This window comes from Streptomyces sp. NPDC047028, assembly GCF_040644095.1.
Lineage (GTDB): Bacteria > Actinomycetota > Actinomycetes > Streptomycetales > Streptomycetaceae > Streptomyces.
Map to the genome: position 1 here is coordinate 90842 of NZ_JBEYVS010000007.1, position 21990 is coordinate 112831.

Sequence of the window (21990 nt, forward strand, 5' to 3'; positions counted from 1 at the left end):
GGACGGGGACACGAAGCACCTCGCCATGGTGAGGTCGGGTGCAGACTTGAGGTTAACACTACCGGATCCAACAAACATTCCCCCTCTCCAAATCCGGCAACCGTGTCTCAGGTCGCGAGCGGCAGCACGCTCGCTCCCTGTACGTCGAGGTCGAGCCGGTTGGCGGCCCATTCGGCGCCCGCCAGAGCCTGGACCTTGTCGGCCGTCCCGGCGTCGGCCAGGGCCATGACGGTGGGCCCGGCGCCCGAGATGACGGCCGGGACGCCCTCGGCGCGCAGTCGCTCCACCAGGGCGGTGCTCTCCGGCATCGCCGGGGCGCGGTACTCCTGGTGCAGGCGGTCCTCGGTGGCGGGCAGCAGCAGCTCGGGGCGCCTGGCCAGGGCCTCGACGAGCAGGGCGGCGCGGCCCGCGTTGGCGGCGGCGTCGACGTGCGGCACGGTGCGCGGGAGGAGACCGCGGGCGGTCTCGGTCAGTACCGGCTTTCCGGGTACGAAAACCACCGGAACGATGGAATGGTGCGGCTCCATCCTGATCGCCCGGGCGGCCCCCGATTCCATCCAGGACAGGGTGAAACCGCCGAGCAGGCAGGCCGCCACGTTGTCCGGGTGGCCCTCGATCTCGGTGGCCAGCTCCAGCAGGGCGGCGTCGTCGAGCCGGGCCTCGCCGCCTATGGTCACCGCGCGCGCGGCGACGATGCCGGCGCAGATGGCGGCGGAGGAGGAGCCCAGGCCGCGGCCGTGCGGGATGCGGTTGGCGCAAACGATCTCCAGGCCGCGGGGCTGTCCGCCCAGCAGGTCGAAGGCGGTGCGCAGGGAGCGGACCAGGAGGTGGCTCTCGTCGCGCGGCAGGGTCTCGCTGCCCTCGCCCGCGATGTCGACGTCCAGTCCGGAATCGGCCACCCGGACGACGACGTCGTCGTAGAGCCCCAGCGCGAGGCCGAGGGCGTCGAAGCCCGGGCCGAGGTTGGCGCTGGTGGCGGGAACGCGCACCCGTACGGCGGCGGCGCGGAACGCTGGACCGGCCATCGCTCGTTGACTCTCCTTGAACTCGAACTGCGTGCTGCCGGATGACGCGAAGGGCATTCGGCGGACATTCGGTGGGGACATTCGACGGATGGGGAAACCCGGGCCGGCCGCGGACACGACGCGGCCGTGCCACACGCGGAGGCATATGCGGTAGGCGGGTTCACCACAGCCTATCGAAGGAAGGTTCCGTGGCGACACAGGGCGCACCGGGGGCGCACGATGCGTGTCATAAGCCCCCTGTGCACCCCTGTCAGGGATTCTCCGGGTCAGGGAATTCCCGGGAATTCCTCGCGCCTCAGGCCAAGCCCAGCCGCTCGGCCGCGGTGGCCGCGTCGACCGGGACGGTGACCGGTTGCGGAGCGCCGGCGACGGCCCAGTCGGGGTCCTTCAGGCCGTTGCCGGTGACCGTGCAGACGATCCGCTGGCCCGGGTCCACCTTGCCCTGCTCGGCGGCCTTGAGCAGACCGGCCACGGACGCGGCCGACGCGGGCTCCACGAAGACGCCCTCCTGCGCGGCCAACAGGCGGTAGGCGCGCAGGATCTCACGGTCCGTCACCTCGTCGATGGCGCCGCCGGACTCGTCACGCGCGGCGAGGGCGAACTGCCAGGAGGCCGGATTGCCGATGCGGATGGCGGTCGCGATGGTCGAGGGGTCCTTGACGACCTCGCCGCGCACGATCGGCGCGCTGCCGGAGGCCTGGAACCCCCACATGCGCGGGGTCCGCGTGGCGATGCCGTCGGCGGCGTACTCCCGGTAGCCCTTCCAGTAGGCGGTGATGTTGCCCGCGTTGCCGACCGGGAGGACGTGGATGTCGGGCGCGTCGCCGAGCATGTCCACGATCTCGAAGGCGGCCGTCTTCTGGCCCTCGATCCGCACCGGGTTGACCGAATTGACCAGCGCCACCGGGTAGTTCTCGCTCAGCGAGCGGGCGAGGGTGAGGCAGTCGTCGAAGTTGCCGTCGACCTGGAGGATCTTCGCGCCGTGCACGAGGGCCTGGCCCATCTTGCCGAGCGCGATCTTCCCCTGCGGGACCAGCACGGCGGAGACCATGCCCGCGCGTACGGCGTAGGCGGCGGCGGAGGCAGAGGTGTTGCCGGTGGAGGCGCAGATGACCGCCTTGGCCCCCTCCTCCTTCGCCTTGCTGATCGCCATGGTCATGCCGCGGTCCTTGAAGGAACCGGTGGGGTTGGCCCCCTCCACCTTCAGGTGGACCTCACAGCCCGTGCGCTCGGAGAGCACCTGCGCGGGCACGAGGGGCGTGCCGCCCTCGCGGAGCGTCACGACCGGCGTGGTGTCGGATACCGGCAGCCTGTCCCGGTACTCCTCGATGATTCCGCGCCACTGGTGGGTCATTGCTGGTTACTCTCCTTCAACCCGCATGATGCTGGCGACACCCCGCACGGTGTCGAGCTTGCGCAGCGCCTCGACGGTCCCGCTGAGGGAGGCGTCGGACGCGCGATGGGTGACGACGACGAGGGATGCCTCGCCGTCCTTGCCCGACTGGCGCACCGTATCGATCGACACGCCGTGCTCCGCGAACACGGTCGCGACCTGGGCGAGGACACCCGGTTTGTCGGCGACGTCGAGGCTGATGTGGTAGCGCGTCACGACCTCGCCCATGGGCGAGACGGTCAGGGCGGCGTACGCCGACTCTCCGGGCCCCGTTGCGCCGTTGAGCCGGTTGCGGCAGACGGCGACGAGGTCGCCGAGCACGGCCGAGGCGGTCGGCGAACCGCCGGCGCCGGGGCCGTAGAACATGAGCTGCCCGGCCGCGTCGGACTCCACGAAGACGGCGTTGTACGCGCCGCGCACGGAGGCGAGCGGATGGGTCAGCGGGATCATCGCGGGGTGCACGCGCGCGGTGACGGACGTGCCGTCGGCCGCGCGCTCGCAGATGGCGAGCAGCTTGATGGTGCAGCCCATCTCCTTCGCCGAGCGGAAGTCGGCGGCGGTGACCTCGGCCATGCCCTCGCGGTAGACGTCGTCGAGGCGCACGCGCGTGTGGAAGGCGATCCCGGCGAGGATGGCGGCCTTGGCGGCGGCGTCGAAGCCCTCGACGTCGGCGGTGGGATCGGCTTCCGCGTATCCCAGGGCGGTGGCCTCGTCGAGCGCCTCCTGGTACCCGGCGCCCGTGGAGTCCATCTTGTCGAGGATGAAGTTGGTCGTGCCGTTGACGATGCCCAGCACCCGGTTGACCTTGTCGCCGGCGAGGGACTCGCGCAGCGGCCGGATCAGCGGAATGGCACCGGCGACCGCGGCCTCGTAGTAGAGGTCCTTCTTGTTCTCGATCGCCGCGGCGTGCAGGGCGGCCCCGTCCTGGGCGAGCAGGGCCTTGTTCGCGGAGACGACGGAGGCGCCGTGCTCGAACGCGGTGGTGATGAGGGTCCGGGCCGGCTCGATGCCGCCGATCACCTCGACGACGACGTCGATGTCGCCGCGTTTGACGAGGGCGGTGGCGTCGGTGGTGACGAGGGCCGGGTCGATGCCCTCGCGGACCTTCCCGGTCCGCCGTACCGCGACCCCCGCGAGCTCGACCGGCGCCCCGATCCGGGCCGTGAGGTCGTCGGCGTGCGTCGTCATGATGCGCGCCACCTCTGAGCCGACAACCCCACAGCCCAGCAGCGCCACCTTCAGCGGACGCGTACGCATCATCCGACCTCGTTTCCTCATACCGTCTACGGTTGGACCAGTCTCACTCACCGGACGGGAGTTTCTACCCTTCGTCCGGATCGTGAGACATCTATTTCATTTCCACGGACCCGCCGGACAGGAGATCTTCCGGGCCCCTGACCGGCTTCCCTGACCGGCTTCCCTGACCGGCTTCCGGAACTTTGGGAACTCACCCCACGTCGAGGCGCAGCAGGTCCTCCTCCGTCTCGCGCCGCACGATGACCCGCGCCTCGCCGTCCTTCACCGCGACGACGGGCGGCCGGAGAGCGTGGTTGTAGTTGCTGGCCATGGACCGGCAGTAGGCACCGGTGGCGGGTACGGCGATCAGGTCGCCCGGCGCCAGGTCCCCCGGCAGGAACGCGTCCTTGACCACGATGTCCCCGCTCTCGCAGTGCTTGCCGACGACCCGCGTGAGCATCGGCTCGGCGCTGGAGGTCCGGGACACGAGGGCGACGCTGTACTCGGCGTCGTACAGGGCGGTCCGGATGTTGTCGGACATGCCGCCGTCGACGGAGACGTACGTGCGCAGCCCCTCCAGCGGCTTGACCGTGCCGACCTCGTACAGCGTGAAGGCGGTGGGCCCGACGATGGCGCGGCCGGGCTCGACGGAGATCCGCGGGGTCCGCAGCCCGGCGCCCTCGCACTCGCGGGTGACGATCTCGGTCAGCGCCTTGGCGATCTCGTGCGGCTCACGGGGGTCGTCGGCACTGGTGTAGGCGATTCCGAGGCCGCCCCCGAGGTCGATCTCGGGCAGCTCGACCCCGTGCTCGTCCCTGATGTCCTTCAGCAGCCGCACCACCCGGTGCGCGGCGACCTCGAACCCCGACATGTCGAAGATCTGCGACCCGATGTGGCTGTGGATCCCGATGAGCTCCAGCCCGTCGAGCTGCAGCGCCCGCCGTACGGCCTCGGCGGCCTGCCCGCCCGCGAGCGGAATCCCGAACTTCTGATCCTCGTGGGCGGTGGCGATGAACTCGTGCGTATGCGCCTCGACGCCCACCGTGATCCGGATCTGGACCTTCTGCCGCTTCCCCAGCGACTGCGCGATGTGCGCGACCCGCACGATCTCCTGGAACGAGTCGAGCACGATCCGCCCGACCCCGGCCTCGACGGCCCGCCGGATCTCCTCACCGGACTTGTTGTTCCCGTGGAAGGCGATGCGCTCGGCGGGCATCCCGGCCGACAGCGCGGTCGCCAGCTCGCCGCCCGAGCACACGTCCAGATTCAGCCCCTCCTCCGCCAGCCACCGCACGACGGCGCGAGAGAGGAAGGCCTTGCCGGCGTAGAACACGTCGGCGTCGGCCCCGAAGGCGGTACGCCAGGCCCGCGCCCGGGCCCGGAAGTCGGCCTCGTCGAGGATGTAGGCGGGCGTACCGAACTCCTCGGCCAGCCGAGTCGCGCTGACGCCTCCCACGGTCAGCACCCCACTCTCGTCCCGCCCCACCGTCTGCGCCCACACCTTGTGGTCGAGGATGTTGAGGTCGGCGGGCGGGGCGGAGTAGTGCCCCTCGGGCAGGACATCGGCGTGGCGGGGCCCGGCGGGGTGGGCGGAACGGCTCATGACGTGACTCTCAGACTCTCTGTCTCTCTCCGGGCGGCCTGGGGACTGCCTCAGAGGTGTTCGGGTGCGTCGATGCCGAGCAGGGACAGGCCACCGGCCAGCACCGTCCCGGCGGCTTCGGCGAGGGCGAGCCGGGCACGGTGGGCGGCCGAGGGTTTCTCCTCGCCACTCGGCAGGACGGTCGGTACGAACGGCAGCACGGCATCGGCGACGGTGACGAGATGCCGGGCGACCCGGTCCGGGGCGCGATGGGTGGCGGCCGCGGCGAGGATGCGGGGGTGGGCGGCGAGGGCGGTGACCAGGGGGCGTACGAGGTCGTCGGCGCCGTATCTCCCAGGTTCGGCGGTGAACCCGAGGCGGGCGGCGTTGCGGCTGACGGAGCGGACGCGGGCGTGGGCGTAGCGCACCCGGAACAGCGGATTGCTCTCGCGCTGCACGAGGTGGTCAGCGGTGATCCGGGGCCGGTCGTGCGCGGCCGGGTACAGAAGGGCCCACTGCGCGGCGTCGGCCCCGAGCGGAGCGGGGTCCTCGGCCGCCGGAACGGGCCGCAGATTGACGGGCTCCCCGTGCTCGACCTCGGCGCGGCCGCCCTGGGTGGCCACGATCCGCGCCACCGCGTCGGCGACGACCTCGGCACGGACGTCGTACGGCACGCGCAGCACCACGACCTGCCCGGCGAGCTCATCGCTGAACCCGTAGCCGGCGCCGAGCTCGCGAATCTCACGGACGAGCCCGGGCGCGGGGTCGGCGCTTCGAGTGAGGCTGATGTTGAGGAACCCGGGTCCGGTGATGACGACGTCCCGGATCCCGTCCACCTCGACGAGCCGGGAGCGCAGCACCTCGGCGACCTCGAGGGGCTTGCGTCCGGCGGCACCGGCCATCCGCAGCGCGACGTTGGTGGCGTAGTCCCCGCACCCACCGGGCCCGGGCTCCCCCACCACGACCCGCTCCGGCACGGTCACCTCCAGCTCCCCCTCGTCCACAGCACGACGCACCGCGTGCAGCACGGTGCGGGAGAGCTCGACGGGGGTCACGGGACAAGCGTAGGGGAGGAGGGGGGTGGGTATGCGAACCGGTTTCGGGTGGTGGGACGACGGCGGGTACGCGGGCTAGGCAACGGGCCCGGAGCAAGCCAGGCACCAGCACCGGCGGACACGGGCTAGGCAACAGGACCGGAAACAGGCCCAGAGATGGGCCCGGAGACCTCGGAGACCTCCCCGATCACTTCCCCGTCCTCACCACCGTCCTCTCCCTCACCCTCATCACCCTGCCCGCCATCACGAGGCCGAGGCCGCTCACAGGCCCCTTCGCCTCCCCCTCCCCGTCCCCCACTGCCGCGCTCAAGAAGCTGCTTCACGAGGCGGACGAGCTCAGCCGGCTCGAAGGGCTTGGCCAGAAAGGCATCGACACCGACGCCGATCCCGGCCTCGACCTCGTACTGCGTGCAGGCGCTGATGATGGCGAGGGGAAGATCGCGGGTCCGGGGATCCTCCCGCAGCCGCTCGGCCGTACGCAGCCCGTCCAGCCGCGGCATGACGACGTCCAGCGTGACGACGTCGGGACGCACTTCGTGCACCACATCCAAACACTCGGCACCATCGGCCGCGGTCACGACCTCAAGCCCCTCAAGCTCAAGATTGACCCTGATCAGCTGCCGGATGACCTTGTTGTCGTCCACAACAAGCACCCGGCCCGACGCCCCTGGCACAACTCGAGAGTAGGTCCGGACCGGCCACCGCGTCCGGGTTTTCCCCACTTCCACCCCGTCCGGGGGACCCACCCCACCTGCCGGTGGAAACCCGTTCCTGATCACCCCGCGGGACCTGCTAGGGTTCTACCCGTCGCCACCGAGCACCAGCTCAAAGCCCGACACGCCCCCGTAGCTCAGGGGATAGAGCAACGGCCTCCGGAGCCGTGTGCGCAGGTTCGAATCCTGCCGGGGGCACACTGTACAAGTGTGCCTAAGACCCCGCCACCAGTGGAAACGCTGAGTGCGGGGTCTTTGTGCTTGTACGGGTGCGGGCCGCAGCGGGGAGGATTGAAGGTAGGATGAGTAGCGTGAGCGATCCTACCGGCAAGTACTCGATCACCATGCCCCGCGATGTCGCCGAGGCCGCCAAGGCCCGTAGCGGGCCCTCCGGGCTGTCCGCCTATGTGGCCGCCGCGGTGGCCCGCCAGATCGAACGCGACAATCTGAATGAGCTCATCCAGGTCGCCGAGGCCGAGCACGGGCCCGTGACCGACGAGGAGGTCCAGGCTCTCCGCGATCAACTTCACCAGGCTCGACGGGAGCAGACACAGGACGGGGCCAACGCCGCGTGACTCGTTCCCCCGCCGCCCCGGGCGGCACTCTCGTCCTGGACAGCGAAGGACTGGCCAAGGCAGTGCTACGGGATCGCACAGTCACTGGCTGGCTCGCCCTCGCACGCGCCGACGACCTGCGTGTGATCACTTCTGCGGCAACTCTCGTGGAGGTCGTCCACCCACGGATCAACCGCCCGGCCCTGGAGTGGACGCTCTCCCGCATCATCGTCGAACCAGTCAGCGAAGCGATCGCGCGACAAGCGGCCGCGCTGCTCGCGGACGCCGGGCTCCACGGTCACAAGTATGCGATCGACGCCATGCTCGCTGCGACCGCCCTGGCCGCCCCCGGCCCGGTCACGATCCTCACTTCCGACCAGGAGGACCTCATCGCGTTGGGCGGGGAACGGATCACCGCCATCAAGGTGTGAGGTCACGGCCGGCCTGCTCCTCGTGCTCTGTGAGAAGCGGGGTGGCGATGCTCCACCCCTCGTACGAGGCCGCCGTAGTACTCGCCCAGCCCCACGGCTGAAGACGGTGTTCTCGGGATCCAGCAGCAGCAAATCACTCTGGCAGACCGGGCCATTGGTGCGGCCTACGGGCGCTGGGCGGATGAGCTGTGCGGCCGCTCGTGAACCGTTCAGCTCATCCTGCGCGCATGGTCCGACCCGGTGGATCGCGGGCCGGCACCCCCTGCGAGGTCGGGCGGGGCGGACGGCCTCTGTTCGCTCCCGGTTGAGTGGTGCCGACCAAGGGCCCACTGCTTGCCCGCGACGCAGGGCGGGAGCATGGTATCCGGTTCACGGAAGGCGTCGTGTTCGAGACCTTTCAGGAGCGACATCGCGCCACATGCACACCCCCCGCGTTGCTGCCGCAACTCGTGACACGAGAGAATGTTCGAAGCCGGTGGCGGCGTGGGGAGAGACTGCTGCACGGGAGCCCTGGCAACCGGAGCGCAGCGGCAACACGACACCACACGGGGGTGGGTTGATGAAGTTCGACATGGGGTCGACGACCCTGTCGCAGCTCGGCAAGAGCACCGTCGGTTCGACCGACGACCTGGGCACACTGATCAAGTGGCTGATCCAGGCGGCGGAGCCGCTGGAGGGCAAGTTCAACGGAGCCGGCAAGGCCGCGTTCGACCGGTTCAAGGCACATGCGGACGGGATCACCAGCGATCTGAACAGCTCGCTCGGCGCGATCCTGGGCGGGCAGTCCGGCATGGACACCGCATTCGGCTCGGGTGACCTGGAGATGCAGGACAACTCGCACCACACCATGGGCGCCGCCAACTTCGACGCGGCCCGGTTCGGCGCGCGCTGATCCCGCGCGCGACGGCCATCACGACTGACTTCCAGCTCACGAGGGGGACCTGACCATGGGTCAGAACCAGGACCGTCGTTCGTACGACACGGGTGCGTCGGCAGATGTGCAGATCAGCCTGACGAGCGTGATCGGTCAGCTGGAGCAGGTGCTGACGGATCGCGACAGGGCGGTCAAGGCCGCGATGGCCGAGTTCCAGGCCGACGGCGTCTCGGACGAGTACCACGGCAAGGAGGTCCGCTGGCACAAGGCCGCGCACGAGGTGCGCGCCATCATCCAGCTGGTGCGCTCCACGCTGGAGCAGAACGACTCCACGGCCCAGTCCACGCTGGCCAGGGCCAGGGCCGCAGTCGACAACATCGGCTGAGGCAAGAGGGGTTCACCTGTCCGCGCTGGACGGGGTACGGGGACGAGGGGGACTGTCGTGACGGGGTGGGACATCGAGCCTGCCGGGGTGTACGGCGTGCTGTCCAGGACGGCGACCGCGGCGAAGGGTCTGTCGGACGCGCACAGCGCAATGCAGGACAACCTGAAGGAGGCCGCCGACTCTGCGGGCACCCTGACCAACCAGTACGGTCCGTACACCAGCACGGCGGGCGTGGTCGGGTCAGCGCTGGCGCAGTTCCTGGAGCACTGGAGCCCTCAGCTGCTCTCCGTCGCCAAGCGCGCCTCGATGTCGCTGCACGGTGCCGACGAGGCCACCCGTGACTACATGCGGGGTTCGCTGGAACAGGCCGCCAACGCGCAGCACCAGGCGGTCATCGGCAAGCTCGACATGCCGGGCCAGACCGGCACCGGGCACCACCCGAAGGACCCGGCCTCGTGACCGACAAACTGATCAACCCCTCCGGCATTCCCCATTTCATCGGCGATCTGGCCACTCTCGACATCGATGTGATGCTGCTGACCGCCGACGCCGGCCAGTTCCGTGCCTCGGGCTCCAACGTGCACACCACGTTCCAGGGACTGTCCGCCTTCTACAGCGCGCCCGAGGCTGAGGACCTGTTCGCCACAACGCTGCCCGTTCAGAAGAAGTCGGACGCGTTCTCCGACGACCTGGAGAAGGTCACCTCCGCATTGTCGGACTACAGCGCGGAGGTCCAGCCGCTGGTGCAGAAGCTGGACGCACTCAAAACCGACGCCACCACGTTCGTCAACTCGGTCTCCGGAGACGACGACTGGCGCAAGGACCAGGACAAGGTCGACCACAATAACGACCTGTGGCACGACGTGAACCACACGGTCGCCGCCTTCGAGGCCGCTGAGCGCACTGCCTACAACAAGATTATGGCCCTGATCAGCGGCACCCCGCTGACCACCGACGACGGCTCGCACGGCAAGAACATGTACGGCTACAACGCCGACGACCTCGACCACGCGCCGGAAACCCCGTGGGGCGCACCGGCCGAGCGTGAATACGAGGGCTGGCGCTGGCTGGCCCACCAGGGCAAGCAGGTGTGGGACGGCGTCTGGACCGACGGCGTGGTCGCCACCTTCAAGGGTGTCGGCACCCTGTTCGGCGCCGACGGCTGGGACGCCGCCGGCGAATCCTGGAAGAACCTTGCGAAGATAGCCACCGCCGCCACCGTGACCCAGCTCACCTACGGTGCGTGGTGGTTGACCCCGGATGACCAGCTCCCCTCGTGGCTCCGCGAGTCACGCACCGCCTACAAGCAGTACGTCAAGGGCTTCGTCGCCTGGGACGAGTGGAAGACCAACCCGGCCCGCGCGGGCGGCACCGCGGGCTTCAACATCCTCACCGTCCTCGCCACCGACGGAGCGGGCAGTGCCGCCTCCGGCGCCGGCAAGGCGGGAGCGGCAGCCCGGGCCCTGTCCACCGCGGGCAAGGTCGGCCGCGCGATCGACCCGGTCACCTACATGGCCAAAGCCGGCAAGCTCAGCTTCGTCAAGGTCGGCGACACGTTCTCCACCCTCAAGAACCTGCACACCGGCACAACAGCAGACCTCCTGAAGGAAGCCGAGTCCCTCCGCTCCCCCGAGATCCCGGCCAACGCGATCCCCTACGTCGACGAGGCGTCAGGCAAGGTCGTCTACCTTACGGGCGAAGGGCACATCCTCAACTCGGACGGCAGCCTGCGGCAGCATGCGGACGAGGCCCTTCACGAGTCCAGCGCGGACGACCACGCCCGGCTCGACTCATCCGACGCAGAACACTCGAGCCCTCAGCCCGAACCGGCAGGCGCCCATCCGGTTAACAACTCAACCGCAGATGCGGCAGGGCAGGAACGTTCCGCCCCTCCGGAGCACAGGGCAGTCCCGGAACAGCGACCGGCCGCTGCCGACTCTACGGCTCACGCGTCCCATACTGATTCTCACCCCGGGAAGAGTCCTGCGCCTCAAGCCGGCCATGGGCCGCCTTCAGGACATGCTGACGGAGCTGACCATCGCGGCTCGCTCTCCCCGGGCGGCCCTTCACGATCCTCAGGAGGCGGTGAACACGGCGCCACTGGAGCCAGTGGCAATGACGGAGCCGGCCCACGAGGCACAAATGCAGACTGGCCCAAGCACGTCCAACGCCAGGTCGAGCAGGCGAACCAGCCTGACAAGAAGTGGCTCAATGCGCATTACGGATCCGATGGCCGGCGCCTCCGCGAAGATGGTGTCGACGAATTCGGTGATCGGCTCACGAAACTCAAGCCGGATCCGGACCACCCCGGGCAGTGGCTCCCAAAGATAGAGAAGCAGGCTCAGCCCCCCAAGTACCATTTGGGCGAGACCATCGACAGACGCCGGGCAGACGCTACTCCAGAGAATCTCGAGCCGCTCGATGAGCATGCCCACAGCAGGCGCACGGCAATCGACACCGATCAGGCCTTCCATCCCAAGGTCGAGGCCGCCGAGAAGGCTTACGCGCAGGACCCAACGCCTGAGAACAAAGAGATCCTCCGCCAGATCATGACGGAGCATGCGCCTCTTCACGAAAATATGGGGAAGCAAAGTGAAGCTTTCGGTGAGCGAGTCGCCGAACTGCAGGCGATACCGGACAATTACGATGGGGCCCACTGGGTGGACCTCGCCGATACGCCCAACCACGCCAATCGATTCGATCAGGTATGGCGCCTCGATGACGGAAGACTCGTAGTAGTCGAGGCCAAGAGCAACGTCAACACTAGTCTCGGGCATCGCACTCTCGAGACCGGCAAGAAGGTAAGCCAAGGGACCAGAGGATATTTCGAAGACATTCTCAAGAAAATGGAAGAGCGGGGTCGCAGCAACCCGGAGGAAGCGCGTGCATATTCGGACCTTTCCGAAGCCCTGGACGACGGGAAGGTAGAATACGTACTCGTCAAGGGAAGGCCAGACGGCCATACTTATGCGGGTTATATTATGAAGAAGTTCGATATCAGCCTACCGAAGGGGGCGACTGGTGCCGATGCAGCTGCCGCGCCATAAAATTCCCACCGCCTCGTCGCCGGAAGCGCTAGAAATCCTGAAGAACAGTGTCACTCGTTCCATCAATAAGCTCGAAAATTCGCCGAACGGCTTCAACCGGACCTTCAACTCGGCTCTGACGTTCGCACGATCCCTGTGCGCCACGGACGCGACAGCGAGTCGGCTACAAACCTGGGAATCCTTCGTATCCGCCATGCAGGTCGGAAGTGCACTCTTCAGCGCCGCGGCCATCAGTGAGGGAACCGTGGAATGCCGGATCGCCGACAAGATGCGCACGATCCCCGCTGTGGGCCCGCAGTACTTCACGGACGCGGGTAACTGGATCAACGCGTTCTGGCTGGCCACTGTCTGCCGTGAGTCCAGCCGCATGGATCAACTGAGCCGGGTTCCCATCAGCCTCCTGCGAGCCGCTGGCGCCGATTACGACGAGTACGCCTACCGCTGGGTTGATTCCCTGCAAACGTACTGGCAGGAGGCCCCGGGACTCGTCGACAAGCTGATCGCGACCATCGATTCTTCCTACCCTGGTGTCGCACGGAACACGGACCGGGAACTCCTGGAGAAAATCCTCTACCAGCCGGTCAATCTCTTCCATCGCTTCCTTCGCCAGGACCACGACGGGTTCAACGAAGCCCTCGTGGAGGCGCTCGAACACCACCGGCGGTACTGGACAGCCGACGTCCAGCGTGCCGACAGCCCCGAAGGGTTCGTGGCTCTCGGGCCGTTGGCGATTGCCTGCCTTGCCTATGACTCGGGGTTCCCTGTCGAAGTCGAGTCCGACTACCTTCCTCGTGCCTTGCTGCAGCGTTCCTGGGTAGGAGAGTTCGAGACCTGAGATATGCCGCTCCTTGCCGAGCACCTGACACACTGTGCGACACCGTCCGTGTCGCTAGAAGCCAAATGTCCCATGGGCCGAGTGCCTAATCGAAAAGAGCAGACGGGCCTTGGCCTGTGAACTGTGCCCAGGACCCGCACGGCCCAGCCACGCGTCCCCGAGCCCACGCGGAATCACATGGAATCGAGTCATGTCAGCCCAGGATTACGACAGTCAGCTCCTTGAGTCGGTGGCCGTGCGGCGCCGGCGGTTGCGGGATGCCGTGCTGTTCGGGGCGCAGCGGCAGCGCCGGACCGTGGATGAGCGGGTCGGGAAGGCGTTCGCGGGTGTGGTGATCGCGGCCGTGGTGTGCGCGGGGTGTGTGGGGTGGTCGTTCGTCTCTCATCGGGTCATCGGGAAGGGGCTGTACGGAACTCCTGTGCCCGCGTCCACGGCCTCCGCGCCCGGCACGGGTCCCGCTCATTCCGCGTCCCCCGATTCGGCTACGCCACCCGCCCGCGCGACGCCCCCCGCTGCCGCCTCCGGCCGGGGCTCCGGAACCCGGTGATAGGTTCGAACACGTGATTTCCGGGGGGATGGTGAGCCGTACGGCGTTGAGTCGGATCACCTTGGTCGGTGAGCGTCGGCGGGTTGATCTGGTGCTGCCGTCCCGGGAGCCGGTCGGGTTGCTGTTGCCCGAGGTGATGCGGCTTCTCGACGATCGGGTGAGTGCGCGTCCGCAAGCCAGGCATCTCGTGACGGCCGACGGCAGTGTCCTGGAGCCGGACTCCACGCTGGAGTCGGCAGGGGTGCCCGACGGTGCCGTACTGCGGCTCGTGCGCCTCGAGGACGCACCGGCAGCCCCGGTTGTCCATGACGTGAGTGACGAGGCGGCCGACGACCTGGATGTGCGGGCCTGGCGCTGGGGTGCGCCGACGCGGCGGTTCGTGGCCGCCGGTGCGGGTGCGGTGTGGGCCCTTGCCGCCGGGGTCATGGCTCGGCAGGGGTTCGGGGCGCAGGCCGCCGGTACGGGACTTCTCGTGGGTGCCGCCGTGGCCGCAGTTGCCGGTGCGCTGCTGGGGCGGACCGAGCGTAAGGGGCTCTCCGCCGCGCTGGTTGTCGTGAGTGCTGTGGTCGGTGTGCAGGGTGCTTGGTCGTTCGCCCTCGCGCAAGGGTTTTCCGACGGTGCGCGGTTGGGCGCCGTACTGGCTGTCGTCGTGGTGGCGCTGGCGCTGCTCGGGTGGTTCTCCGCCGTCGGACGTGGTGCTCTGGTCGGTGCCGGGGTGCTTGGCGGGGCCGGTGTGTGCTGGGAGGTGGCCCTCGCCCTCCAGTCGGGTGGGACCGGTCCCCTGGGCTCGGCTCGCGCGGGGGCTCTGCTCGCGGTCGTGTCGGTCGTGGCTCTGGGTGTGCTCCCCCGGCTCGCGTTGACGGCGTCGGGTCTCTCCGGGTTGGACGACCGGCGCTCCGGTGGGTCATCGGTCAGCCGGTTCGAGGTATCGGCCGCGTTGGCCGCCACACATCGGGGACTGGTGCTGGCGACGGCGGTCGCCGCGGCCTCGGCGGCCGTGGCCGGTGTGCTCGCGGTGCGGAGCATGACGGTGTGGACCGTGCTGGTGGCGGTCGCGGTGGCCGGTGTCCTCGCGTTGCGTGCGCGGGCCTATCCGCTGGTGGGTGAGGTCGTCGCGCTGCTGTCCGGGGCGGTGGTGGTGACGCTGCGGCTGGCCTGGCTGTGGCTCGGCCGCTCTGGCGCCACGGCGCCGGTCGCCCTGCTGGGAGCACTTCTGGTGCTGTCCCTGGGAGTGCTCGCCGTGCGGCCCGCCGAACATGTGCGCGTGCGGCTGCGCAAGGCCGGTGACGTACTGGAGTCGGTCGGCGTGATCGCCCTCTTCCCGCTGGTGCTCGGCGTGTTCGGCGTGTACGGGCGGCTGCTCGGCACCTTCGCGTGAGGTGCGGGTGATGACGACTTCCGGCCGGTGGCAGGACGACGTGCTGCGCGAGCTGACCGCCGAGTCCGCCGTGGCTTCCGGGGGCGCGAGCGGAGAGGGTTCGCCGGTGGACGCTCGGCCCGCGCTGCCGGTGCGGCACGCGGACGAGGAACGGCCGCACCCGGGGCAGCCCTGCCAGTCCCACCCGGGACAACCCCAACTCAGCGGGGTGCCAGGTGAGTCGCTGGACGGCGCCATACCGGCGGCCATACATCCGGACCAGGATCCTCCGGTCGCCCCGATCGCCGGCCCCGTGGCCCCTCCCGCCCCGATCGCTGGCCCTGCGGCCCCGCCGACCCCCATCGCCGGCCCCGCGGCCCCGCTGCCGCCCGCGCCCCCGGCGGCCGTACCGGGGCTGCCCGCCGACACGGCGACGGCACAGAGTCCGGGCACCCCGGCGAGCCCACCCGACCGCGCAACTGCGCCGCATCCCGCTGCCGTACGGCCGTCCCACTACCCCCAGTTGCGGATCACGGCGCCCGAGCCCGTGCCCACGCTCGATCCGCGTCTCGCCATTGCGCTCGGTTCGCCGCCGCACGGCGACTCGCTGGCCCGGCGTTCGGGCCGGTCGCTGCGGAAGCTGACCTCGTCGGCGACGCGGGAGGTCGCGGAGGAGAGCCGGCTGGGCGGGTCGCTGCAACAGCCGGTGACCACGGGCCGGGTGATCGCGGTGACGTCGATCCGGGGCGGTGTCGGCAAGACCACCACGGCCGCGCTTCTGGCGCGGGCGTTCAGCCATTACCGGCACGATCCGGTGCTCGCCCTGGAGGCGGATGCCGCCCTGGGGACGCTGGCGGTACGCATGGGTGCTCAGTCCGTACGCTGGTCCTGCCCCGACCTCGCACGGCTCCTCTCCCCGTCGATGCGGCTCACGGACGTCACCGGGTACCTGGTGCCGGTCGCCGACGGTGGCTGGCTGCTGCCCGCCGGCCAGGGGCGGGTCGGAGCCCCCTTGGAGGTCGCGACCTACCGCACCGTCACACTCGCTCTGCGCCGCTACTTCGCGGTCACGGTCGTGGACTGCGAGACCCTGCCGGGCGAGGTGGCCCGTACGGCGATGGACACCGCACACGCGCGCGTGGTGGTCGCACCGCGCACCGCGGAGGGAGTGGGCGGCACACGGCTCGTGCTGGACTGGCTCGGCGGGCTGCCGCACGCCGCGCTCGCCTCCACCGTCGTGGTCCTCACCGCGAACACGCCCGACACCAACCTCGATCTGAAGGCCGCCACCGGCCATCTCCGGGAAACGGGGGCCGCTCTCGTGCATCTGCCCTATGACCGGCACCTGGCCGGTGGCGGACAGATCAGGACGGACCGGCTCGGCGAGGCCACTCGCCGAGCCGTCACCGAGATCGCCGCCGAGGCGCTGCAGCGTGCGGTGCGCGTCCGGTGACCCAGCACCAGGTCCATCGGCCGGCCCGCTCGACGCACCCCCTGGCCCCTCCACCGGCCCGCACCGTCGAGCCACCGCCGAACCTGCCCGAGGGCCGCACGGGCAGTCCGGTGACCGCGCTGCTGCCGATGGCCGGCGTCATGAGTTCGGTCGTGATGATGACGGTGATCCGCTCCAGCCGGTTCGCCGGCCTGGGCGCCGTCGTGCTGGTGGTGGCGCTGCTCGGCGCGCTCACCCTGTTCCTGTCGCAGCGCGGCAAGGCCCAGCGGCAGCGGCGCGTGCAGCGGGAGCGGTACCTGGAGTACCTGGAGGAATTGCGTGCGGAGTTGGGCGCGGCCGAGCGTGAGCGGCGCGGCGCGGCCCGGTTCCTGCATCCCGCGCCCAGCGCGTTGTACGACGTCCTGCGTGACCCGTCCCGGTTGTGGGAGCGTCGCCGCGCGGATACGGACTTCCTCCAGGTGCGCGTCGGTGTGGGTGCCGTACCGGTACAGGAGTTGGAGGTCGGTCGGCAGGCGGCGGGGGGCGTGCTCACTCCGCCCGACCCGTTCATGCTGAACGAGGCACGCGCGCTGCAGGCCCGCTATGCCACCGTGTCCGAGCATCCGCTGACGGTGCCGCTGGACCGGGCGGGCAACGTCAGTGTCATCGGCGACCGTGCGGGCGTGCTGCGTGTCGCGAGGGCCCTGACGGCCCAGGTCACGGTGAGTCACGCCCCTCAGGACGTGGCCCTCGCACTCGCCGTGCCCACGGACCGGGTCGCGGAGTGGGAGTGGGCGAAGTGGCTCCCGCACGTCCTCGACCCGCATGCGGCCGGCGGTGCCCCCGCCGCGCGCCGCATCGCTCCCGACCTCGTGCAGCTGGCCCGGGTGATCGATGCGGATCTGGGGCGACGCGCCTCGTACGCGGCCGAGGTGCGGCGCGGCCTCTCCGATCGGCGGGCGCTCCATCTCACCGACCGGCTGCTCGTGCTGAGCGACGGATTCGGTGAGAACGCGGTCGACCTGCCGCGGCCGGACTCGGCCGTGGACCTGGGCGACATGGGTGTCACGGTGCTGCACCTGCTGGCCGAGCAGGTACAGGAACCCGACCAGGTGGCGGTGCGCATCACCGTCGACGGAGACCTGGTGACCGTGGAGGACCTGCGCGGCGAGCAGGTCGTCCGGACGCATGGTGTGCCCGATCGGGTCGGCCTCGCGGAAGCCGATGCACTCGCGCGGTCCCTCGCGCCGCTGCGGCTGTCCGCCGAGTCGGCCGCCGAATCCGCCGCCGAGGGGGCGCCCGTCTCCGGCCCCGTCGACTTTCCACGGCTGCTGGGCATCGACGACACGGCCGCCCTTGATCCGGCCCGGCAGTGGGCTCCTCGTGGAGACCGGGACTTCCTGCGCGTACCGATCGGCGTGGACGACCGGCACGCGCCGGTGCTGCTCGATCTGAAGGAGTCGTCCGAACTCGGCATGGGCCCGCATGGGTTGTGCGTGGGCGCGACCGGTTCCGGCAAGAGCGAGCTGCTGCGCACCCTCGTGGTCGCACTGGTCACGACGCACGGGCCGGAGGATCTGGCGATGGTCCTCGTCGACTACAAGGGCGGCGCCACGTTCGCGCCGTTCGCCGGTCTGCCGCACGTGGCGGGCGTCATCACGAACCTGGAGAACCAGGCCGGGCTCGTCGAGCGCGTCCACACCTCCCTCGCCGGTGAGGTCAAGCGCCGGCAGCAGGTGCTCAAGGACGCCGGTGACATCGCCGACATCGGGCACTACCGCGCGCTGCGTGCCTCGGCCCGCCCGGAGCTCGAACCCCTTCCGCACCTCTTCGTCGTGATCGACGAGTTCGGTGAACTGCTGACCGCCAAACCGGACTTCATCGACCTGTTCCTGTCCATCGGCCGCATCGGCCGCTCCATCGGCATCCATCTGCTGCTCTCCAGCCAGCGCATCGAGGGCGGCAAGCTGAGGGGGCTGGACACCTATCTGTCCTACCGGCTCGGACTGCGCACCTTCTCGGCGGACGAGTCCCGTACGGTGCTGGACACCACGGACGCCTTCGCGTTGCCGCCGCTGCCCGGCTTCGGGTATCTGAAGGTGGACACCTCCACGTACACCCGCTTCAAGGCGGGCTTCGTCTCCGGCGCATACCGCGGACCGGGGCTGCGGGAGAAGGCCGCCGAAGCCGAACCGCTGGTCCTGCCGTACCCCGCGTACAACGCTCCCGCCGCCGGCCGGCGAACCGTACGGGACACGGAGGCACCTGTGTCGCGGGAGCGCCGGTCGGGTCCGACGGTCCTGAGCACCGTGGTCGGACGCCTCGCCGGCGCGGCCGAGCCCGTGCGCCGTATCTGGCTGCCGCCACTGCCCGCGGCCCTGTCCCTGGACGCGGCCGCGGGTCCCGTGGAGGCCTCCGCCGACGGTCTGCGGCTGGCCCGGACACCCGGTCGGCTGCGGGTCCCGCTCGGCGTCCTCGACGATCCCGCCCGGCAGTGGCAGGGGCCGTGGGTCCACGACCTGAACACGGCGGGCGGCCACACGGCGGTCATCGGTGGGCCGGCCTCCGGCAAGACGACGCTGCTGCGCACCCTGACGCTCTCCCTCGCTCTCACCCACACACCACGCGATGTCGCCGTCTACGGCCTGGACCTCGTCGGTGGCGGGCTCGGCGCCCTGGCCGGTCTGCCGCACGTGGGGGGCATCGCGACCCGTGCCGACCACGAGCGTGCGGCCCGCACCGTCGCGGAGGTGCGGGGCATGCTCGCCGAGCGGGAGGAGATCTTCCGGGAGCACGGCATCGACTCGGTCGACCAGTTGCGGGCCCTGCGTGCCGGCGGTGAACTGCCCGGCCTCGGCTCCACCGACGTCGTCCTGCTCATCGACGGGTTCGGTGCCCTGCGCGACGAGTTCGCCCACCTCGACGACGAGGTGACCGACCTCCTCAAGCGCGGCAGTGGCTACGGCATTCACGTCGTGGCGGGCATGCTCCGCTGGAACGACGTACGCATCGCCACCCAGTCCATGTTCGGCAGCCGGATCGAACTGCGCTTGAACGACCCGGCGGACTCCTCCGTCGACCGCAAGCTCTCCGAGACCCTGGCGGCGGACACCCCGGGCCGGGCCCTGACCGACGGCAGACTGTTCGCCCAGACGGCCCTTCCCCGCATGGACAGCCATGCCGCCTCGGACGACCTCGGCCGAGCCCTGGAGCAGGCGGCGGCCGCGCTGCGCGCCACCTGGCACGGCGAACTCGCCGCGCCCGTCCGGGTGCTGCCCACCGTGCTCCCTGCCCGGCGGCTGCAGTCCACCGTGACAGGGCCGGGCGCGATCCCGATCGGCGTCGGCCAGGAGACGCTTTCCGCCACCGTCCTCGACCTGTTCGGCAGCGACCAGCACCTGCTGGTTCTCGGCGACAACGAGTGCGGCAAGACCAACCTGCTCAAACTGGTCGCGCGCTCCCTCGTCGACCGCCACGGCGACGACGAACTGGTCTTCGGCGTGTTCGACCCCCGGCGCGGACTGCGGGGCGTCGTCCCGGAGCCGTACCGCGGCGGCTACGCACACAACACCGCACTCGCGCAGGCACTCGCCACGGGCATCGCGAGCGAACTGGCCAAACGCCTGCCGGAGACCGCCGATCCCGACGCCGTGGCCGACGAGCCGTCCTTCGACGGCCCACGGATCGTGATCCTCGTCGACGACTACGACATCCTCACCGCCGCCGGGCAGCAGCCGCTCACCCCGTTCCTGCCGTACATCTCCTCGGCCCGGGACATCGGCCTGCACTTCGTCGTCACTCGCCGGGTCGCCGGCGCCTCCCGCGCCCTGTACGAACCGTTCCTCACGGCACTGCGGGAGACCGGGGCCACGGCACTGGTGATGACAGGCGACCGCACCGAAGGCCAGCTCTTCCCCGGCCTGTACGCCTCGACGCAGCCACCCGGCCGCGGCACCCTCGTCCGCCGAGGCCGCCGCCACCAGCTGATCCACACTGCTCTCACGCCTGAGGCCGAATCCACGGAGGTGACGGGGTGACCAAGGACGTCGTCGCCCTGACGCGGAGGATGCCCGACACCAGAACGCTGCTGGCCGCCCTGTACGCCGGCGGCCCCGACCTGCACCTGACGTCCACCGATGACGGCGCGGTCATCCGGCTGTGCACCGCGGCCGGCCGTCCCCTGGTCTCCGTCGAGTCCCCGCTCCTGGTCCACGTGCCGGGCGAGGCCGAGCGTCTCCTCGGCCCCGACGTCAGCCCACCGGCGCCGCCGTACTGGTGGACCGAGACGCGTGCCTCCACCGCGGTCCCGGAGGCCGAACCACTCGCCGGATCGGTCTGCGGACGGCTGGCCATGCTGCTCGGCGGAACGGTCTGGCCCCGCGGGGCGATCGATACGGGGGTCGTGCGAACGCCACGGGACACCGATGACGTCACCACTGCTGACGTCGCCTCCACTGCGCTCCCGGACGGCACCCCGCCCGCCGTCGACGTACTCACCGACTCCACCGCGGTGGTCATCGCAGACCGCTCCGTCCTTCCTCTCACCACCTGGCTGACCGACGTGCTGCGCTGGGCGGCAGCGTCCGACCGGGCCCTGCACGTCGTCACTACGTCCCACGCCCGCCTCACCGTCCCGCTGCGCGCAGCTCTCGTCGGCGCACCGAACCGCTGGGTCGTCAGGGAGCCGGCGGGCGGCTACTACGACGGCCTCTCCGGCGCGGAACTCGCCTGGCGGGACGGCACGTTCGCGCCCACGACCGCGCCGGCGAAGGTCGCGGCGGCCTTCACGCGGGGCGCGCGGCTCGCCGAGGAACGCCGGCTCACGGTGGCACTGCGCACCGTGCGGTCCCCCGACCCCGACCTCGTAGTGGGCACAGCGCTGGAAACCACCTGGCGGCACCTGACCGGAGCCCCGCCCATCGGATGGGGCACGGCCGAGCCGATCACCCTCCCCTGGTCGCCCCGCCGGCTGACCGAGTTGGCCCGGGACCGCTCACCCCGGCCCACCAGCGCCGTCGTCATCGGTGCCCCCGGCCGGCCGGCCATCGCGACCCACCGCACCACACGTACCACGGCCGGCGTCGCCGAAGACGTCACCCTCACCCTCGGGTACGGGACAGCCGAGCAGGTCCCTCTGGACGCCATCGAGCCCCTCGCGGCCGAACTCGTCGACGCCCACGGCCTGGCCACCATGCTCATCACGCTGACCGCGGCCGGCAGGGACCTGACGCTCGCCCCTGTCCTCACCGCCCCACCCGTCCCGGTGTCGTTCACGCTCGGCCCGAGGGACACCCTGGCCATAGGACTCACCCACGCCCGCCGTCCGCCGGTCACGACGAAGCCCGTACAGCTCGGCACAGCCGCGGATCCGGCCCTGCACTACGGGCTAGGTGACGGAACCGACGCCGACGCCTGGACAGCGCTCCAGAGCCTCACCACGCACCTCAGGGCGGGCAGCCCGAGGACGGAGCAAGTCGGAGGGCCGGTCGGGGAGGCTCAGCAGCGCTAGCCGGCGCCCTCGCGC

At 70.3% G+C, this 21990-nt stretch carries 18 protein-coding genes and 1 tRNA gene; 13 read left to right on the plus strand and 6 right to left on the minus strand.

Annotation, left to right across the window (positions count from 1 at the left end; genetic code table 11):
* Positions 1–107: 107 nt before the first annotated feature.
* The 6 genes from thrB to ABZ854_RS08995 form a co-directional block, all read right to left on the minus strand.
* Positions 108–1025: a homoserine kinase gene (thrB, locus tag ABZ854_RS08970; protein WP_361206524.1), complete on the minus strand. Its 918-nt coding sequence runs from the start codon at positions 1023–1025 to the stop codon at positions 108–110.
* 295 nt (positions 1026–1320) lie between these two features.
* Positions 1321–2379, minus strand: coding sequence for a threonine synthase (gene thrC, locus ABZ854_RS08975; RefSeq protein WP_129306560.1), 1059 nt, complete (start codon positions 2377–2379; stop codon positions 1321–1323).
* A 6-nt stretch (positions 2380–2385) separates the two neighbouring features.
* Entirely contained in the window at positions 2386–3678 is a 1293-nt protein-coding gene (locus tag ABZ854_RS08980; RefSeq protein WP_361206528.1) for a homoserine dehydrogenase, read from the minus strand.
* A gap of 187 nt (positions 3679–3865) precedes the next feature.
* Positions 3866–5257, minus strand: coding sequence for a diaminopimelate decarboxylase (lysA, locus tag ABZ854_RS08985; protein ID WP_361206530.1), 1392 nt, complete (start codon positions 5255–5257; stop codon positions 3866–3868).
* A gap of 50 nt (positions 5258–5307) precedes the next feature.
* Positions 5308–6291 carry an ArgS-related anticodon-binding protein NrtL gene (nrtL, locus tag ABZ854_RS08990; RefSeq protein WP_361206533.1) on the minus strand — a complete coding sequence of 328 codons (984 nt, stop codon included), beginning with the start codon at positions 6289–6291 and terminating at the stop codon, positions 5308–5310.
* 125 nt (positions 6292–6416) lie between these two features.
* The gene (locus tag ABZ854_RS08995) at positions 6417–7013 is read right to left on the minus strand and encodes a response regulator (RefSeq protein ID WP_361206536.1); all 597 of its coding nucleotides are present in this window, start codon (positions 7011–7013) and stop codon (positions 6417–6419) included.
* A 117-nt stretch (positions 7014–7130) separates the two neighbouring features.
* Here ABZ854_RS08995 and ABZ854_RS09000 point away from each other — a divergent pair.
* From ABZ854_RS09000 to ABZ854_RS09060, 13 genes are all read left to right on the plus strand, one after another.
* Positions 7131–7202: transfer RNA gene (locus ABZ854_RS09000), tRNA-Arg, on the plus strand.
* A 113-nt stretch (positions 7203–7315) separates the two neighbouring features.
* A complete protein-coding gene (locus ABZ854_RS09005; protein WP_361206539.1) occupies positions 7316–7579 on the plus strand; it encodes a CopG family transcriptional regulator in 264 nt (87 codons plus the stop codon).
* Positions 7576–7989, plus strand: coding sequence for a PIN domain-containing protein (locus ABZ854_RS09010; protein WP_361206542.1), 414 nt, complete (start codon positions 7576–7578; stop codon positions 7987–7989). The genes ABZ854_RS09005 and ABZ854_RS09010 overlap by 4 nt, the downstream gene beginning before the upstream one ends.
* 559 nt (positions 7990–8548) lie before the next feature.
* Complete coding sequence (locus tag ABZ854_RS09015) at positions 8549–8881, plus strand: hypothetical protein (RefSeq protein ID WP_361206545.1); 333 nt, start codon at positions 8549–8551, stop codon at positions 8879–8881.
* Between the two features lie 55 nt (positions 8882–8936).
* Positions 8937–9248: a pore-forming ESAT-6 family protein gene (locus ABZ854_RS09020; RefSeq protein ID WP_361206548.1), complete on the plus strand. Its 312-nt coding sequence runs from the start codon at positions 8937–8939 to the stop codon at positions 9246–9248.
* A gap of 57 nt (positions 9249–9305) precedes the next feature.
* Entirely contained in the window at positions 9306–9707 is a 402-nt protein-coding gene (locus tag ABZ854_RS09025; RefSeq protein WP_361206551.1) for a DUF6507 family protein, read from the plus strand.
* The gene (locus ABZ854_RS09030; protein ID WP_361206554.1) at positions 9704–12295 is read left to right on the plus strand and encodes a hypothetical protein; all 2592 of its coding nucleotides are present in this window, start codon (positions 9704–9706) and stop codon (positions 12293–12295) included. Before ABZ854_RS09025 ends, ABZ854_RS09030 begins: the two co-directional genes overlap by 4 nt.
* Complete coding sequence (locus ABZ854_RS09035; RefSeq protein ID WP_361206820.1) at positions 12276–13130, plus strand: immunity 49 family protein; 855 nt, start codon at positions 12276–12278, stop codon at positions 13128–13130. The genes ABZ854_RS09030 and ABZ854_RS09035 overlap by 20 nt, the downstream gene beginning before the upstream one ends.
* A gap of 190 nt (positions 13131–13320) precedes the next feature.
* Positions 13321–13677, plus strand: a complete 357-nt coding sequence (locus tag ABZ854_RS09040; RefSeq protein WP_361206557.1) for a hypothetical protein — start codon at positions 13321–13323, stop codon at positions 13675–13677.
* Positions 13678–13705: 28 nt separating this feature from the next.
* Positions 13706–15055 carry a type VII secretion integral membrane protein EccD gene (gene eccD / locus ABZ854_RS09045; protein WP_361206823.1) on the plus strand — a complete coding sequence of 450 codons (1350 nt, stop codon included), beginning with the start codon at positions 13706–13708 and terminating at the stop codon, positions 15053–15055.
* A gap of 10 nt (positions 15056–15065) precedes the next feature.
* Positions 15066–16487, plus strand: coding sequence for a type VII secretion protein (locus ABZ854_RS09050; protein ID WP_361206560.1), 1422 nt, complete (start codon positions 15066–15068; stop codon positions 16485–16487).
* Positions 16484–20503 carry a type VII secretion protein EccCa gene (gene eccCa / locus ABZ854_RS09055; protein WP_361206563.1) on the plus strand — a complete coding sequence of 1340 codons (4020 nt, stop codon included), beginning with the start codon at positions 16484–16486 and terminating at the stop codon, positions 20501–20503. The genes ABZ854_RS09050 and eccCa overlap by 4 nt, the downstream gene beginning before the upstream one ends.
* Entirely contained in the window at positions 20500–21975 is a 1476-nt protein-coding gene (locus tag ABZ854_RS09060; RefSeq protein WP_361206566.1) for a DUF6177 family protein, read from the plus strand. Before eccCa ends, ABZ854_RS09060 begins: the two co-directional genes overlap by 4 nt.
* Positions 21976–21990 lie beyond the last annotated feature (15 nt).

What these genes read in the sequence shown, in the direction of transcription:
- ABZ854_RS09020 (WP_361206548.1), top strand. Translation starts at nt 8,937, where the DNA reads ATGGGTCAGAACCAGGACCGTCGTTCGTACGACACGGGTGCGTCGGCA.
- ABZ854_RS09035 (WP_361206820.1), top strand. Translation starts at nt 12,276, where the DNA reads ATGCAGCTGCCGCGCCATAAAATTCCCACCGCCTCGTCGCCGGAAGCG.
- ABZ854_RS09015 (WP_361206545.1), top strand. Translation starts at nt 8,549, where the DNA reads ATGAAGTTCGACATGGGGTCGACGACCCTGTCGCAGCTCGGCAAGAGC.
- eccD (WP_361206823.1), top strand. Translation starts at nt 13,706, where the DNA reads ATGGTGAGCCGTACGGCGTTGAGTCGGATCACCTTGGTCGGTGAGCGT.
- thrC (WP_129306560.1), bottom strand. Translation starts at nt 2,379, where the DNA reads ATGACCCACCAGTGGCGCGGAATCATCGAGGAGTACCGGGACAGGCTG.
- ABZ854_RS09040 (WP_361206557.1), top strand. Translation starts at nt 13,321, where the DNA reads ATGTCAGCCCAGGATTACGACAGTCAGCTCCTTGAGTCGGTGGCCGTG.
- lysA (WP_361206530.1), bottom strand. Translation starts at nt 5,257, where the DNA reads ATGAGCCGTTCCGCCCACCCCGCCGGGCCCCGCCACGCCGATGTCCTG.
- ABZ854_RS09050 (WP_361206560.1), top strand. Translation starts at nt 15,066, where the DNA reads ATGACGACTTCCGGCCGGTGGCAGGACGACGTGCTGCGCGAGCTGACC.
- ABZ854_RS08980 (WP_361206528.1), bottom strand. Translation starts at nt 3,678, where the DNA reads ATGATGCGTACGCGTCCGCTGAAGGTGGCGCTGCTGGGCTGTGGGGTT.
- thrB (WP_361206524.1), bottom strand. Translation starts at nt 1,025, where the DNA reads ATGGCCGGTCCAGCGTTCCGCGCCGCCGCCGTACGGGTGCGCGTTCCC.